The following is a 14,646-nucleotide window of genomic DNA, read 5'->3' on the forward strand; positions in this document are numbered from 1 at the left end:
ATGACACGGGAGCAGGTCTGGGAGTACGCGCCGGCACCGGAATCGCGGGACGTGGCGCGGCTGAAGCCGGCCTACCGGATGTTCGTCGACGGGGAGTTCGTGGACGGCACCGGCGAGCCGCTGAAGACGGTGAACCCGGCCACCGAGGAGGTGCTGGCCGAGGTCGGCACCGCGAGCCCGGCGGACGTGGACCGGGCGGTGCGCGCCGCCCGCCGCGCCCACGACCGGATGTGGGGCCGGATGCCGGGCGCGGAGCGGGCCAAGTACCTGTTCCGGATCGCGCGGCTGGTCCAGGAGCGCGCCCGCGAGCTGGCCGTGCTGGAGACGCTGGACAACGGCAAGCCGATCCGGGAGTCGCGGGACGTGGACGTGCCGCTGGTGGCGGCACACTTCTTCCACCACGCCGGGTGGGCGGACAAGCTCGCCTACGCCGGGTACGGCCCTGACCCGCGGCCGCTGGGCGTGGCCGGGCAGGTGATCCCGTGGAACTTCCCGCTGCTGATGGCAGCGTGGAAGATCGCGCCCGCGCTGGCCTGCGGTAACACGGTGGTGCTCAAGCCGGCGGAGACCACCCCGCTGTCCGCGCTGGTACTCGCGGAGATCTGCCAGCAGGCCGACCTGCCGCCCGGGGTGGTGAACATCGTGCCCGGCGCCGGCGACGTGGGCGCGGAACTGGTCAACCATCCCGGCGTCAACAAGGTGGCGTTCACCGGGTCCACCGAGGTGGGCAAGCTGATCCAGCGTGCGGTGGCCGGGACGGGCAAGAAGCTCACCCTGGAGTTGGGTGGCAAGGCGGCGAACGTGGTGTTCGACGACGCCCCGCTGGACCAGGCGGTGGAGGGCATCGTCAACGGCATCTTCTTCAACCAGGGCCACGTGTGCTGCGCCGGTTCCCGGCTGCTGGTGCAGGAGTCGGTGGCCGACGAGTTGCTGGAGACGCTGCGGCGGCGGGTGAGCACGCTGCGGGTGGGCGACCCGCTGGACAAGAACACCGACGTGGGCGCGATCAACTCGGCGGAGCAGCTCGCCAGGATCCGGGAGCTGGCCGAGTCCGGCGATGCCGAGGGCGCGCGGCGGTGGACCAGCCCGTGCCCGTTGCCGGACAAGGGTTTCTTCTTCGCGCCGACGGTGTTCTCCGAGGTGCAGCAGTCGATGCGGATCGCCCGGGAGGAGATCTTCGGCCCGGTGCTGGCGGTGCTCACCTTCCGCACTCCCGACGAGGCGGTGGCCAAGGCGAACAACACCCCGTACGGGCTGTCGGCCGGGATCTGGACGGAGAAGGGTTCCCGCATCCTGTGGATGGCGCAGCGCCTGCGGGCCGGCGTGGTATGGGCGAACACGTTCAACCGGTTCGACCCGAGCGCGCCGTTCGGCGGCTACCGGGAGTCGGGTTTCGGCCGGGAGGGCGGCCGCGCGGGACTGGAGGCGTACCTAGATGTCTGAGCAGCGGGTGGCGGTGGCCAAGACGTACAAGCTGTACGTGGGCGGGGCGTTTTCGCGGTCCGAGTCGGGGCGGTCGTACCCGGTGACCGGGGCGCGCGGCGAGTTCCTGGCGCACGCCGCCCAGGCGTCCCGCAAGGACGCCAGGGACGCGGTTTCCGCCGCGCGCAAGGCGTTTCCGGGCTGGTCCGGGGCGACCGCCTACAACCGCGGCCAGGTGCTCTACCGGGTGGCCGAGCTGATGGAGGGGCGCCGCGACCAGTTCCTCGCCGAGGTGTCGGCGGCGGAGGGCACCAACGGCAGGCGGGTCCAGTCCCTTGTGGACGCCGCGATCGACCGCTGGGTGTGGTACGCCGGGTGGACGGACAAGATCGCGACGGTACTCGGGTCGGCGAATCCCGTTGCCGGGCCGTACTTCTGCTTCTCCGTACCGGAGCCGACCGGGGTGGTGGCGATCCTCGCGCCGCAGTCGTCCTCGCTGCTCGGCCTGGTCAGCGTGCTCGCGCCGGTGCTGGCCGCGGGCAACACCGCGGTGGTGGTGGCCAGCCAGGACCGCCCGCTGCCCGCGGTGACCCTGGCCGAGGTGCTGGCCACCTCGGACGTGCCCGGCGGGGTGGTCAACCTGCTCACCGGCCGCACCGCGGAACTGTCCCCGTGGCTGGCCTCGCACGCCGACGTGAACGCGATCGACCTGACCGGGGCACCGGCGCCGCTGCGCACCGAACTGGAGCGCACCGCGGCCGGCACGGTGAAGCGGGTGCTCCGCGCCCCGGCCAGCGAGCCGGACTGGACCAGAACGCCGGACATCACCCGGCTTCGGGCGTTCGTGGAAACCAAGACGGTGTGGCACCCGATGGGCGCCTGAAACTAGCGGATGCGCCAGTCCAGGCGGCCGTCGGTGGTGACCGCGGGCTGGCAGTGGCCGACCGGGGAGCCGTGTTCCAGCGCCGTGGCGACCTCGGCAAGCATCGCGTCCACGCTGGTCCACTCCGGACCGTTGAGCTGGCACACCTCGTGGTCCCACTCCAGCACACAGCCGCGCAGCGGGCCGGGCCGCAGGTCGATCACCAGGTCGTCGCCGAGACCGTCGAAGGCGAACGGTACCCACGCCGGGTGGTAGCTGCGCGCGGCGGAGCCGGCCTCGACGTCGCAGTCCGGCCGTTCCCAGGTGTCCAGCCACAGCTTGCGGTGCTTGCGCCAGGCCTCCAGCGCCTCGCGTGGCCCGTACGGTGTGTAGAAGGGCGGGATCACCTCGGCGAACTCCGCGGTGCTCACACCCCCGCACACCGACCACCACGTGAACAGCTCGTCCGGGATCTGGACGCCGAGTTCGTGCTCCAGGTCGAGCACGTCCTCCGGTAACGCCATGGTGCGTAACGCCGCACCGGTGGTGGGGGCATGCACGGAGAGCCAGCGCACGATCTGGCTCCATTGTTCGGCGACACCCACGGCCACCATGATCGAGTGCGATCTTTGAAAGCGGTACCGCTCATCGGAGGACGGGCGCCGAAATAATCGATACACCATGCCGGCAACGTCGGATCGACACCGTATCGGCGCGGTGTCGATGTGGTACCAAAGCGTCTGCCGCACACCGAAATTCCGGGAAAACCACCAGCTCGGGCCGGGTCATCGGGGAAAGCGTTCACGGATCGCACGATGCAATAATCGATGCGCAATTTGCACTTCCGTCGGTTCACCCGGCGGTGGTGCGGCGGGGGCCGGCCGATGCGTTGATCGGTCGCCCCGTAGGCTGCGCCCGTCGGCACGGAAGCCGCGCTCGACGGGTGGCACGACCGAGGAGGTCGGATGGCGCAGGACATCGTCCCGATCCAGCTCGGGCTGCCACAGGGCGACGTGGTCACCCTGTGGGCACCGAGGTGGCGGGAGGACGGCGAGGAGTGGGAGGCCTTCCTCGGCCACGAGGAGGACCTCTACGGGTTCCCGGACGCCGCGCACCTGGCCGCGTTCATCCGCACCGTGGACGACCACGACCTGGCCGACCACCCGGCGTGGCACGTGGTGCCGGGGCTCTCCGCCGCGGAGTTGGTCCCGGACGAGGACCACCAGTTCGACCTGGTCGGGCTGCCCGAGCTGGTCGCCGAGGACCCGGACACCTGGACCGTCGGCGAGCTGGCCGACGTGGTGGAGATGGTGCGCTCGCTGGCCGACGTGTGCGAGCTGGAGAAGGTCCACGAGATCCTGGACTCCGCCACCGGCTTCGACCTGCTTCCCCAGGGCCTGCTGCCGTTCACCGGCCGGGAGGGTCGGAAGCTGTGGACGGAGCTGGCCGAGGTGGTCGCCGAGCGGTGGGACGAGGTGCTCGACGCCGTCGACGCCGTGGTCGCCGTGCCCGAGGTGGACGCCGACGCGCTGGACACCGCGCAGGACGAGCTGGCGGAGTTCCTGGCGGAGGCCGGGTCCGCGGCCGCGGTGGAGCCGGTGGACGCCGACGCCGAGGACCTCGAGGAGGCGTCCGAAGAGGACACCGAGGAGGACGAGCCGACCGGCTTCTGGGCCGAGGTGGGCATCGACCCGATCAAGATCATCACCGACACCGGCGAGTACTACACGCTGCGCTGCTACGTCGAGGACGAGCCGGTGTTCCTGGGCAGCAAGGGCCGGATCGACGTGTTCGGCTCGCCGAGGGGGCTGGCCCGGTTCCTCGCCGGGGACAGGCTGGACGGCTACGAGATCGCGGACCTGCCGACCTGGCCGGACGTGGCCACCAAGGCCAACGCCGGTGAGCTGGACGTCGAGGTCGACACGGCCAACACCTATGTGCTGACCGGCATCGCGGACGACATCGCCGAGGGTCCCGAGGCCATCGACCCGACCCAGCTCGACCTGGCCGTGGAGTTGCTCACCGACGCCGCGGACTGGGCCGGCGACGACACCGCGCACGACGCGCTCGCCCCGTCGGAGCGGTTGGGCTGGCTGGTGTCGTTCGTGCTGCGGCCGGACCCGACCCGGCTGGCGCCCAGCGCGCCGTTCGACGCCGAGCAGCTCGCCTGGCGCGACCTGGTCACCGCCTTCGAGGAGCGGCTGCGCGTCCACTGACGACCTTCCCCGCATTCAGCGGCCTGAACGGGCGCTCGTGAGGCGCACGAACCGCCGTTCAGCCCGCTGAATGCGGGAATGGGCGAGGCGGAGACGGTCAGGCCATCAGGGCGGCGTAGCCGGGCTTGATCTGCTCGTTGATCAGGGCCAGCCGGTCGTCGAAGCCGATGAAGGCCGACTTCATCGCGTTGACGGTGAACCACTGCAGGTCCGCCCAGCCGTAGCCGAACGCGTCCACCAGCGCGGCCATCTCGGTGGCCATCGAGCAGTGGCTCATCAGCCGGTTGTCGGTGTTCACCGTGACCCGGAAGCGCAGCCTGGCGAGCAGGCCGATGGGGTGCTCGGCGACCGAGGACGCCGCGCCGGTCTGCAGGTTGGACGACGGGCACATCTCCAGCGGGATGCGGCGGTCGCGCACGTAGCTGGCCAGCCGCCCCAGGTTGACCGTGCCGTCCTCGGCCACCTTGATGTCGTCCACGATGCGCACGCCGTGACCGAGCCGCTCGGCGCCGCAGTGCTGGATGGCCTCCCAGATCGACGGCAGCCCGAACGCCTCGCCGGCGTGGATGGTGAAGTGCGCGTTCTGCTGGCGCAGGTACTCGAAGGCGTCCAGGTTCCGGGTGGGCGGGTACCCGGCCTCCGGACCGGCGATGTCGAACCCGACCACGCCGACGTCCCGGTACCGCACCGCGAGCTCGGCGATCTCCAGGGAGCGGGCGTTCTGCCGCATCGCGCACAGCAGCGTGCCGATCCGGATGCGCCGGCCGGCCTCGGCGGCCCGCCGCTCCCCCAGCCGGAATCCCTCCTGCACCGCCTCGACGATCTGCTCCAGCGCCATGCCGCGCTCCTGGAACAACTCCGGGGCGTAGCGCACCTCGGCGTACACCACGCCGTCGGCGGCCAGGTCTTCGACCGCCTCGGCGGCCACCCGGACCAGGGCGGCCTCGTCCTGCATCACGGCGCAGGTGTGCGCGAAGGTCTCCAGGTACCGCTCGAGCGAGCCGGAGTCGGCGGCGTCGCGGAACCAAGCGCCGAGCCGGTCCACGTCGGTGGTGGGCAGGTCGCGGTAGCCGGCCGCGTCGGCCAACTCGATCACCGTCGCGGGGCGCAGCCCGCCGTCGAGGTGGTCGTGCAGCAGGACCTTGGGCGCGCGACGGATGTTCTCCAGGGTGACCGGGCTCGACATGGCACCACGTTACCGTGGCAGGGTGTTTCGACGATCGAAGTAAGACAGCGGTTAGTCGGCCGGGTTCACTGCCACGCGCAGTAAAGATCACAGTTCACCCGATCGGATGCACTACCGCCGGCATATCCCCCCGCCTCTGACGAATCGTGATCAATATCGGTGGTCGGTCGACACCTTGCCACTCGAACGGGCTAGATCGTCACGGTCCGACATCAAGGTCACGAAACAATCGTTTACCCGGTGGCAACATTCGCGCGAGCGTGCGTCACCCATTCGGCCTAGCGCCGGGCACAAACGCGTCAAGAAGTCCAGGGGGCGCTGCTGGAGTACACCCGGAAGTGGCTAGGCTGCGTGCCGTCTGCCGTCCCCCTCGACGAAGGCTCCCCGCCGTGAACGACAGCACCCACTCCACGATGTCTTTCGACCGCATGCGCAACATGCTGATGCGCGCGGCCGAGATCCGTGAGAGCGAGCAGCAGCAGATCTTCGACGCCCTGGACGAGATCCACGCGAGGTTGTCGCCGCTGGAGTCGCTGGGCTCGGTCCGCAAGCGGTTGGCCGAACTGCCCGACCGCAACGAGGTGAGCGTCCTGGCCGAACGCCTGGACGAGGCGCTGGCCAGGCTGGAGTCCCAGGACGGTGCGATCGCCGGGCTCAACCAGCTCGTCGACGGGCTGGTGGACCGCCTGGCCAGGCCGTTCGCGCAGCTCGACGGCCGGCTGGACGGCGTATCCGGGCGGTTCGAGGGTGTCGCCGGCCGGATGGACGGCCTGGAGGACAAGCTCGGCCACATCCACCAGCGGCTGAACGAACTCGAGCAGCACCTGGACAAGCAGGACGGCCGGCTGGAGAGCCTGCCGAGCGCGGTGCACGGCCCGCTACGCGAGCGGCTGGACGCGCTCGAGACCGCTTTGCGGGCTCGGCTGACCGAGATGGACGAGGGCGTGCACGAGCACCTCGACGGCACCCGGGAGGCGCTGCACCGGTCGATCGCGGAGACCAGCAACACGCTGGGCAACGCGGTCACCGAGGCCCGCGACTCGGTACAGGCGCGGATCGACGCCGCCCGCGAGGCCACCAACGGCAAGCTGGACACCACCAACGACAGCCTGCACGGCAAGCTGGACGACCTGCTGTCCCGGCCCGCGGTGGACCCGACCGACCGGCTGGAGGCGCTCGCCCAGCGGCTGGAGCAGGTCACCTCGCGGCTGGACGAGATGGCCGGCCGGCTGGACACCGTGGAGAGCGGGGTCGGGAGCCGGATCAGCCAGCTCGCCGGCGCGGTCGACCAGGGCCTGCAGCGCGTGCACCGCACCGTGGAGCAGCGGCCCGACGTCGACTCGCTGGCCTCGCTGGTGCGCGACGCGAACGAGGAGTCGGAGCGGCGGCACGCCGGCCAACTGGACGAGGCCATGGCGACCTTCGCGGAGCTGATCCTCGGTGGCGGCCCGCCCGCCGCCCCGCAGCCGCCGCCGGCCCTGCCCCGCCCGCAGCGCCGGGCCAGCCGCAAGCCCGGCGGTAAGGCCGACAAGGGCATGGACCTCGACGACCTCGACCTCGGCGCCGAAGGCGCCTGACCACCCCGTACCCGCTCCTCGCGACCGATCGAGACCGTGCCGGCGCATGCGCTGCACCCGGGCCCGTCGCGCGATATCGTCGCCCGGTCGTGGGATGGTGCGGTGGTGATGGCTGACCGGTCGCGTCGCGACCCGGTGTCGCGAGCCCACAAGGAACTGTCCGGGGCGGACGGCTTGGCCCGGCGGCTGGGCACCGGCGACGCGGTGGTGATCGGGCTGGGCTCGATGATCGGCGCCGGCGTGTTCGCCGCGTTCGGTCCCGCGGCGAAGGCGGCGGGCACCGGGCTGCTGATCGGCCTGCTGCTGGCGGCGGTCATCGCCTACTGCAACGCCGTCGCCTCCGCGCAACTGGCCGCGCAGTATCCGACCTCCGGCGGCACCTACGTCTACGGCCGCGAGCGGCTCGGGAACTGGTGGGGGTTCACCGCCGGGTGGGGGTTCGTGGTCGGCAAGACGGCGTCCTCTGCGGCGATGGCGCTGACCTTCGCCGCCTACGTCGTGCCCGGTCCATGGTGGGCGCAGCGCCTCGTGGCCGTCGTCGCCGTGCTCGCACTGGCGGCGCTGAACTACCGCGGGGTGACCAGGACCGCCGTGGTGACCCGCGTGCTGGTGGCCATCAGTCTGACCGCCCTGGCCGTGGTGGTGGTCGGCATCGCGGTGGGTGGTCAGGCCAGCCCGGCGAACCTGGGAGGCTGGCCGGCGGTCGGCTCCGTTGGCGCCTACGGCGTCCTGCAGGCCGCCGGGCTGCTGTTCTTCGCGTTCGCCGGCTACGCCCGCATCGCCACCATGGGCGAGGAGGTCCGCGACCCGGAGCGGACCATTCCGCGCGCGATCCCGCTCGCCCTGTTCCTCACCGTCGTTGTCTACGTCGTCGTGGGCACCGCCGCCCTGCTGGCGGCCGGCCCGCACCAACTCGCCTCCGCCGTGGCACCGCTGGCCACGGCGGTGCAGGCCGCCGGAGCCGGCGTCCTCGCCCCGGTGGTCCGCCTCGGAGCCGCGCTGGCCGCGCTCGGCGCCCTGCTGGCGTTGATCGCCGGGATCGGCCGCACCATCCTGGCCATGGCCCGCCACCACGACCTGCCGGGCTGGCTCGCCGCCGTGCACCCCCGGTTCCGGGTGCCGCACCACGCCGAGGTCGCCCTTGCCGTGCTGGTCAGCGTTCTGGTGCTCACCGTGGACCTGCGCGGAGTCATCGGGTTCTCGTCCTTCGGCGTGCTGGTCTACTACGCCATCGCCAACGCCGCCGCGTTCACCCAACCCGCCGACCGCCGCCGCTGGCCCCGCTGGCTCAACCTGCTCGGCGGCACCGGCTGCCTGGTCCTCGTCGCCACCCTGCCCTGGGAGTCCGTCGTCGCCGGCCTGGTCATGTTCGCCATCGGCCTGTGCGGACGCCAGCTGATCCGCCACCGCACCACAGGGTCCACATCCGACTGACAAGGCGGGTGGCAACGCGCCGCATGGTGAATACCGGTCGCGTCGGCCACCGGCGGGCACTTGTATTCCGGAACACGGCGGGTGACAGACTGTGCCCATGCCAGTCAGCCGCGGCCGCAAGCGCAAGAAGGACAACGGCAGGACGGCGGTGCAGCGACAGAACGCGCCCGCGCTGTACCCGGTGCCGGACGACGATTGCTCCTGCCCGATCTGCACCGGCGAGGTCGAGGACCCCGGCGAGCTGGTCGACGCACTGGCGGCCGACGCCGGCGATCTCGTGGAGATCGAGGACCCGATCGAGGCGGAGGTCATGGGGGCCCTGCTGCTGTCGTCCGGCGAGCTCCTCGGTCCGGAGTTCGAGGAGGCGCTGGTCGGCGGGTTACTGCCGGGCCTCGAGGCGCGGGCCGGTACCGAGGCGCTGGCGCTGCTGCTGGCCCTTGGCGCGGTGGCCGAGGGCGAGGTGCACCAGGCCGCGACCGCGGCGGCCGGACGGCTGGTCGCGGCCGGCACCACGCGGCCGGCCTGGGCGGCCGAGCTGGACGAGCCGGTGACCGTCGGAGAGTGCTGGCACGTCGGCGACCCGCTCGGCATCGCCTCGGTGCTGGCGGGAACGTTCCGGCGGGCCGGACGCTCGCACGGATTCCTGGTGACCGTGGACCACCTCGACTGCGGCGCCGCGAGCGAGATCGCCCTCCTGGACGGAAACGACCTTGCCGGCGCGTTGGACGACATGTGCGCGGGCGCCCGGCGCGACGGCGTCGACCTGGTGAGGACGTCGCTGGACCCGGCCGATTTCCGCGGTCGCGTGGAGAAGGCACTGGCGACCCGGGCCGACCACGACCGTGACGAGCTTGAATCCGATCCGGGCGGGGTCGGCCTGCCGGATGCGGACACCGACGATGACGGCGAGCCGCCATACGAGGTCATGGCGACGTTGCTGCGGTCCCGGCTGAGGACCCTGCCCCAACCGCCGCGGGAGAGCACGGTCTCCGACCATGCGGCCTCTCTGCCAGCGAAGATGTTGGCGCAGCTTGTCCCGAGGCTGGGAGCCAGCCCGTTCGACATGCCACCCGGCCGGCGGCGACGCACCGAGAAACTCCTACCCAAACGGAAGAAGGCGGACGGCCCGGCACCGATCTACCAGATCAAGGTGAGCCTGCGGGGCGCGAAGCCGCCGATCTGGCGGCGGCTGGAGGTGCCCGCCAACATCAGCCTGGCCAGGTTGCACCGGGTGATCCAGGCCGCCTTCGGCTGGACGGACAGCCACCTGCACGCCTTCGAGACACCGTACGGCGACTTCGGCATCGCCGACCCGGCGATCGGCCACCGCGCCGAAGCCCCCGTGTCGCTTGAACAGGTCGCGCCGGCGGAGAAGAGCAAGATCCGCTACACGTACGACTTCGGCGACGACTGGGAGCACGAGATCGTGGTGGAGAAAATCCTGGCCCGGGAGTCGAAGACGAGCTACCCCCGGTGTACCGGAGGGCGGCGCGCGGCTCCACCGGAAGACTGCGGTGGTATCTACGGCTACGCCGAACTCCTGGAGGTCCTGGCGGATCCCGACGACCCCGAGCACGACGACCGGCTGGAATGGCTGGGAATCGACACCGCCGCCGAGTTCGACCCCGCCGCATTCGACGTCCAGGAGGTGAACCGGCGCCTCTCCGCCCTGCGATAACCACCGCCTCAACCGCAAACGCCGGGTAGCTGCGATACGCGCTCAGGCGAGCGGCTTGACCGGCAGGCCGACGCCCGTGGCGTCGCGGAACAGTGCGGCGTCGAGGGTCCACAGCGTGGTCCCAAACCGCTGGGTAAGGCGGATGTAGGCCGAGTCGGTGGAATGCCGACGCCGCAGCTTCGCGGTGATCTCGGCTATGTCCTGGCCGTCCTGGGGTGGTGGACAGGTTCAGCGCAACCTCGCGTGCCAGATTCTCCACGCCTGACGGCAGCCGCGGCGCGACCAATGTTGGAGCTCGCGTTGGCGACGCAGTCATCCATGTTCGGCGAAATCACCTGTCTCACGTGCCGCGGAACAGTTGAGTCATGGTTCGTCTCGCGCGTCGCTCAGAAGTGCACGGTGGCCAGCAGGGATTCGAGCTGGGAGCGGAACAACTGTGGGGTCGCCGGGGCGATGGTGACCCAGAGCTGGCCGTTCTGGCTCGGCTGCTGCCACATCGCCCACCGGCCGGATTCGGTGTCGATGTAGGTCACCGGATACTGGCTCTTGCGGCGCCGGCCGAGCCGGTCACGCGCCGCCGCGTAGATCCGGCCGCCGCCGCGGCGCGGCTGCCGGACCAGACGCATGACCGCTGACAGCTCGGTTTCCAGCCGATCGGACTGGCCGCCTTCCAGCCATCCGGATTCGGCATCGCGTGCTGCCGCGTCGGCGGACAGCGTGGCACGGTAGGCATCCAACGGGACGGTGCGGGAATGACCGCGGCCGGGCGGCACGGCCGGAAGCAGACCGATCATCGCGTCCACGAGCTTGGTCGGTTCGATCGCGTGGACGTGGACGGCCTCGTCGTCCAGCACGGCGAGCACCGCGCCGGCGCGACCGTCCACGGCCGCGACAGCACCCACACTGACCCGATTGTGGTAGCCGACCCAGCCATGCAGCTCAAGCGGTGGCCGGGCGAGCAGCGACATGGTGTCGAGCAGCGCACCGTCCACAGTGGTGCCCCAGGCGAGCCCGGCGCGGGCCAGCTCGTCGAACGCCCGCCGTTCCAGCGCCGGATAGTCCTCCGGCCTCACCTCGGGCGTGGTGATGTGCAGGACATGGTGCTGTTCCTCGATACCGTGGCGTTGCCGCACCACGTCCCAGGCCAGCCGGGAAACCTGGAAACTGCCCCGCAACAAACCTTCCCCCGTATTCGGTTGTGGCTGGAATCTTCTCCGGTCACCTCAGCCGATCACCGGCGGCGCGGTCCGCGGCAGATCACCCACGATCTCGTTGGCGTGCATCTCGTCCACCAGATACGCCGCCGACCGGTGCTCGCGGTCCTCTTCCCTGCGACCACCGGCACCGCCCATGGCACCCATGCCGGGTCCACCGGCCGCACCCGACCGGCCCGCCGCGACGCCACCCTGCCTGGCTGCGATGCCTTCCTGGGCGGCACCCACGCCGGACATGACCCCTCGGCCACGAACGCCGTCAGAACCGGAGCCGCCACCGGAGAAACCACCCGCGCCACGAGCCCCATATCCGGTGCCGCCACCGACTCGGCCGCCGCTCGCCCCGTCGCCTCCCAGGCCGCCCGGTCCAAAACCACCGCCAACAAATGGCGCACCTGGACCGAAACCACCACCGACGGGACCGCTGCCAGGGCCGACCGGCGCACCACCGTAGGGGTAACCGGACCCGGGCACCGGCCCGCCAGCCACCGGCACCGGCGGCGGCGCATAACCCTGCGCCCCCGTACTGCCGCCGCCGCTGCTGGGCGGCGGGCCGATGATGGGCGAACCGCCGCCGTTCCAGCCGCCGCCCGAGTAAGTGGTGCCGCCAGGCTGCGAGCCACCCTGGTAGCCGCCGTACCCGCCGCCGGAACCCGAGGCTCCGCCACCACCCACCGCAGGCCCCGTGCCGCCCGGCCCTCCGCCGGCATACACCCGGCTGCCGCCAGACACCGAAACATCACCAGCGCCGAACGCGCACTGGGAAACGTCGGCGCCGAGCCGTAGTTCTTCGACGTGGCCTCCGCGTACTGCTTGTACGCCGCCTGGTTCGCCTTGTCGATGTCGCTGTTCTGCTCCAAGGCGTCGTCGTGGGCCGTGTTGAACGGATCGATCGGCTCGTACCACGGCGGGTCCGGGACGTACACATGGTCCTTGATCGCCGCCTGCGCCGCACCGAAATGCCCGGCCTGGGTGCTCAACGTCGACGCCGACTCCTTGGCGATCGTCTGACCCTGCCCCAGCGCATCGATCAGCGGCTTGAACGCGCCCTCCATCTGCGACGCCGCGTTACCGCTGTACGTCGCCCGGATCGTACTCAACGCGCTAACCAGGTCCCGCTGATGCTGCTCGTAATCGCTGGCGATCTTCTCGAGAACCTGCACCTTCTCATGCAACTGGCCTGACCCCGGCACGTCCACGTGGAACTGCTGGTACAGGCTCCCCTTGTTCGCCGTACACACATACGGACCCACGATCAACCCCCCGCCCTCTTCAAGTTCTCAATCGCCGCAACGACAAGCGCGTCCGACACCGTGCACATGTCCCGGTAGTGCGCATACGACGGCTGACTTGCCGTGACATACACACCGAAGATGCCATGATCAGACACCGCCACGGTCGTTTCACAGTCGCCACTTTGGGGGCCGTTGAAGCCCTGTGCACTATGCACTGCCGGGTAGCCACCCACCAAGCCCGCACGCTCGAAGTAGGGAAAAGAGGAACCCGAGTTGTACAAGCCGTTTACGCCGGTCAGCTTGGGGAAAGTGTGCAACGCTGCGCTTGCCAGGTTCCCATCGTCGGGGTCCCAGTTACATGCCGGGCCGACCTCCGTGTCAGTTCTTTCGAGCTTTCGGATCTTGCCCATGTACGGAGCCAACTGCGCCGCAGTGAGCGCGCTGCATGGATCAGTCCGGAGTTTGCTCGCGTCCAAGGGGCTGGTGATGGCTGGGATGCTGCTGGTCGACTCCGACACCGACGACGGCGCTGGGGACGGTGGGCCCGACTCGGGCCTCGACGAGCACCCAGCCAGGGCCAGCAACACAATGCCGCACGCGGCAGGAACGAATGGGGCAAGTCGCACGTGTCACACCCTCGGCGTGTTGTTCTGCTCGACATGCAGGTAGCGGTCCCGGGCGGCCTTGACCCGGTTGATCAGGTCCTGTAACTCGTTCTGCCTGGCCAAGTTCCACTGACGGTGCTGGTCAATCACCGAGTTCATGGTGAGAGCGAAGGCTTCGCTGTAGTCGTCATGTCCCGGAGGTTGGACATACAGGCGCTGCGCCGTGACGGTGAGCGTCCTGTTCAGGTTGGCTCTTGTGTCCTCCAGGGCCTTGATGAAGCGGTCGACGTCGGCCATGTCGATGCTGTAGCCGTTACCCAGGTCGAGCTGAGTCACCGCGATCCTCCCCGAGCCGTGATCTCGGGGCGATGGTAGCGACCCCACCCGTCGCCGTGGGCGGAACCGACCGAACCGCCTTGTGATGCCGGCCGCCGATGCTCGCCAACCACCCAGATGGACCAACAGGGTTTACTACGGGATGAACGGCGGCGGGTTGCCAGCGCGCTTGCTCAGCGCCGCGATAATTTCTGCGTCAAACAACGCGGCCGGATCGGCGGACGGATACACCTCACTCACGGACACATCGAACCACCGCTGCGCCGCCCCTCGCGCCACCAGAATCGTGGTCCGAGTCGGCGGAGGAACCAACACCGCGTCACCGGGGCGGGAGCCGTAGGTGTAGACCCTGGCTCCGGGAGGCCAGTCGACACTTCGGGCGCCGTCCATCCTGGCGATGATCAGTCCGCACACGTCGGCGGAGCCAAAGTCGTTGGTCATCGACCATTCCTCTCGGTCTTGATGGATCAGTAGGACATTCGAAGGTGATGCCTGCCGGCGACGGCCTGCTGGGCTGCCTCGGCGGCCAGCCGGTCGCGTCATTCCCAGACTGACAGGGCACCTTCGCCGAATCCCGCGTGTTGCGGTTTTGCGTGGAGCGTCAGGCACACGAGGGTCACGCCGAGCATGAGCACGGCGAGGACGACGACGGGGACAACGAACACGGACATTCCTTCGGAGAAGAGAGGGGCAGGCAAGCAGGCGGCGTAGCCACTGGCTGTCCACAATGGACGTCTCCGTCGCGTGGTAGCGGAGTGGCGAGAACGTCGAGGGTGTCCCCGGCGGTCATCTCCCACTGGCCGTCGTCCCAACGAACCGGGAAGGCGAAGATCGCCCACCGCTCCCGCGGCATCACCGTGCCGTACCGCTGGCCACGGCGG

At 70.2% G+C, this 14,646-nt stretch carries 13 protein-coding genes; 6 read left to right on the plus strand and 7 right to left on the minus strand.

The features are described 5' to 3' along the window. Together FFT21_RS04035 and FFT21_RS04040 are read left to right on the plus strand one after the other, a co-directional pair. On the plus strand, positions 1 to 1,443 hold the full coding sequence (locus FFT21_RS04035; RefSeq protein WP_137812388.1) for an aldehyde dehydrogenase family protein: 1,443 nt from the start codon (positions 1 to 3) through the stop codon (positions 1,441 to 1,443). Then, positions 1,436 to 2,305, plus strand: a complete 870-nt coding sequence (locus FFT21_RS04040) for an aldehyde dehydrogenase family protein (protein WP_137812389.1) — start codon at positions 1,436 to 1,438, stop codon at positions 2,303 to 2,305. The genes FFT21_RS04035 and FFT21_RS04040 overlap by 8 nt, the downstream gene beginning before the upstream one ends. 2 nt (positions 2,306 to 2,307) lie before the next feature. Here the strand turns inward: FFT21_RS04040 and FFT21_RS04045 are convergent, their stop codons facing one another. Next, positions 2,308 to 2,859, minus strand: coding sequence for an SMI1/KNR4 family protein (locus FFT21_RS04045; protein ID WP_225978077.1), 552 nt, complete (start codon positions 2,857 to 2,859; stop codon positions 2,308 to 2,310). A 390-nt stretch (positions 2,860 to 3,249) separates the two neighbouring features. Between FFT21_RS04045 and FFT21_RS04050 the strand changes: the two genes are divergently transcribed. After that, entirely contained in the window at positions 3,250 to 4,500 is a 1,251-nt protein-coding gene (locus FFT21_RS04050; protein ID WP_137812391.1) for a SatS C-terminal domain-containing protein, read from the plus strand. 97 nt (positions 4,501 to 4,597) lie between these two features. On the opposite strand, the gene FFT21_RS04055 is transcribed toward FFT21_RS04050, so the two are convergent. Next, complete coding sequence (locus tag FFT21_RS04055; RefSeq protein WP_137812392.1) at positions 4,598 to 5,686, minus strand: adenosine deaminase; 1,089 nt, start codon at positions 5,684 to 5,686, stop codon at positions 4,598 to 4,600. Between the two features lie 428 nt (positions 5,687 to 6,114). Here FFT21_RS04055 and FFT21_RS04060 point away from each other — a divergent pair, with 428 nt between their 5' ends. The 3 genes from FFT21_RS04060 (at position 6,115) to FFT21_RS04070 (ending at position 10,375) form a co-directional block, all read left to right on the plus strand. Next, complete coding sequence (locus tag FFT21_RS04060; protein WP_443093354.1) at positions 6,115 to 7,263, plus strand: hypothetical protein; 1,149 nt, start codon at positions 6,115 to 6,117, stop codon at positions 7,261 to 7,263. 108 nt (positions 7,264 to 7,371) lie between these two features. After that, the gene (locus FFT21_RS04065; RefSeq protein WP_192909380.1) at positions 7,372 to 8,697 is read left to right on the plus strand and encodes an APC family permease; all 1,326 of its coding nucleotides are present in this window, start codon (positions 7,372 to 7,374) and stop codon (positions 8,695 to 8,697) included. A 97-nt stretch (positions 8,698 to 8,794) separates the two neighbouring features. After that, positions 8,795 to 10,375: a plasmid pRiA4b ORF-3 family protein gene (locus FFT21_RS04070; RefSeq protein ID WP_137812394.1), complete on the plus strand. Its 1,581-nt coding sequence runs from the start codon at positions 8,795 to 8,797 to the stop codon at positions 10,373 to 10,375. A 386-nt stretch (positions 10,376 to 10,761) separates the two neighbouring features. Here FFT21_RS04070 and FFT21_RS04075 read toward each other — a convergent pair whose 3' ends face one another. The 5 genes from FFT21_RS04075 to FFT21_RS04095 form a co-directional block, all read right to left on the minus strand. Continuing rightward, positions 10,762 to 11,550, minus strand: a complete 789-nt coding sequence (locus FFT21_RS04075; protein WP_192909381.1) for an ESX secretion-associated protein EspG — start codon at positions 11,548 to 11,550, stop codon at positions 10,762 to 10,764. Between the two features lie 56 nt (positions 11,551 to 11,606). Continuing rightward, a complete protein-coding gene (locus tag FFT21_RS30225) occupies positions 11,607 to 12,788 on the minus strand; it encodes a hypothetical protein (protein WP_137812396.1) in 1,182 nt (393 codons plus the stop codon). 56 nt (positions 12,789 to 12,844) lie between these two features. Next, entirely contained in the window at positions 12,845 to 13,450 is a 606-nt protein-coding gene (locus FFT21_RS04085; RefSeq protein ID WP_137812397.1) for a DUF3558 domain-containing protein, read from the minus strand. Positions 13,451 to 13,453: 3 nt separating this feature from the next. Continuing rightward, entirely contained in the window at positions 13,454 to 13,765 is a 312-nt protein-coding gene (locus tag FFT21_RS04090) for a PE domain-containing protein (RefSeq protein WP_137812398.1), read from the minus strand. Positions 13,766 to 13,900: 135 nt separating this feature from the next. Further along, entirely contained in the window at positions 13,901 to 14,206 is a 306-nt protein-coding gene (locus tag FFT21_RS04095) for a hypothetical protein (protein WP_137812399.1), read from the minus strand. Positions 14,207 to 14,646 lie beyond the last annotated feature (440 nt).

This window comes from Gandjariella thermophila, assembly GCF_005405885.1.
Taxonomy (GTDB): Bacteria; Actinomycetota; Actinomycetes; order Mycobacteriales; family Pseudonocardiaceae; genus Gandjariella; species Gandjariella thermophila.

What these genes read in the sequence shown, in the direction of transcription:
- FFT21_RS04035 (WP_137812388.1), top strand. Translation starts at nt 1, where the DNA reads ATGACACGGGAGCAGGTCTGGGAGTACGCGCCGGCACCGGAATCGCGG.
- FFT21_RS04040 (WP_137812389.1), top strand. Translation starts at nt 1,436, where the DNA reads ATGTCTGAGCAGCGGGTGGCGGTGGCCAAGACGTACAAGCTGTACGTG.
- FFT21_RS04050 (WP_137812391.1), top strand. Translation starts at nt 3,250, where the DNA reads ATGGCGCAGGACATCGTCCCGATCCAGCTCGGGCTGCCACAGGGCGAC.
- FFT21_RS04055 (WP_137812392.1), bottom strand. Translation starts at nt 5,686, where the DNA reads ATGTCGAGCCCGGTCACCCTGGAGAACATCCGTCGCGCGCCCAAGGTC.
- FFT21_RS04060 (WP_443093354.1), top strand. Translation starts at nt 6,115, where the DNA reads ATGCGCAACATGCTGATGCGCGCGGCCGAGATCCGTGAGAGCGAGCAG.
- FFT21_RS04065 (WP_192909380.1), top strand. Translation starts at nt 7,372, where the DNA reads ATGGCTGACCGGTCGCGTCGCGACCCGGTGTCGCGAGCCCACAAGGAA.
- FFT21_RS04070 (WP_137812394.1), top strand. Translation starts at nt 8,795, where the DNA reads ATGCCAGTCAGCCGCGGCCGCAAGCGCAAGAAGGACAACGGCAGGACG.
- FFT21_RS04095 (WP_137812399.1), bottom strand. Translation starts at nt 14,206, where the DNA reads ATGACCAACGACTTTGGCTCCGCCGACGTGTGCGGACTGATCATCGCC.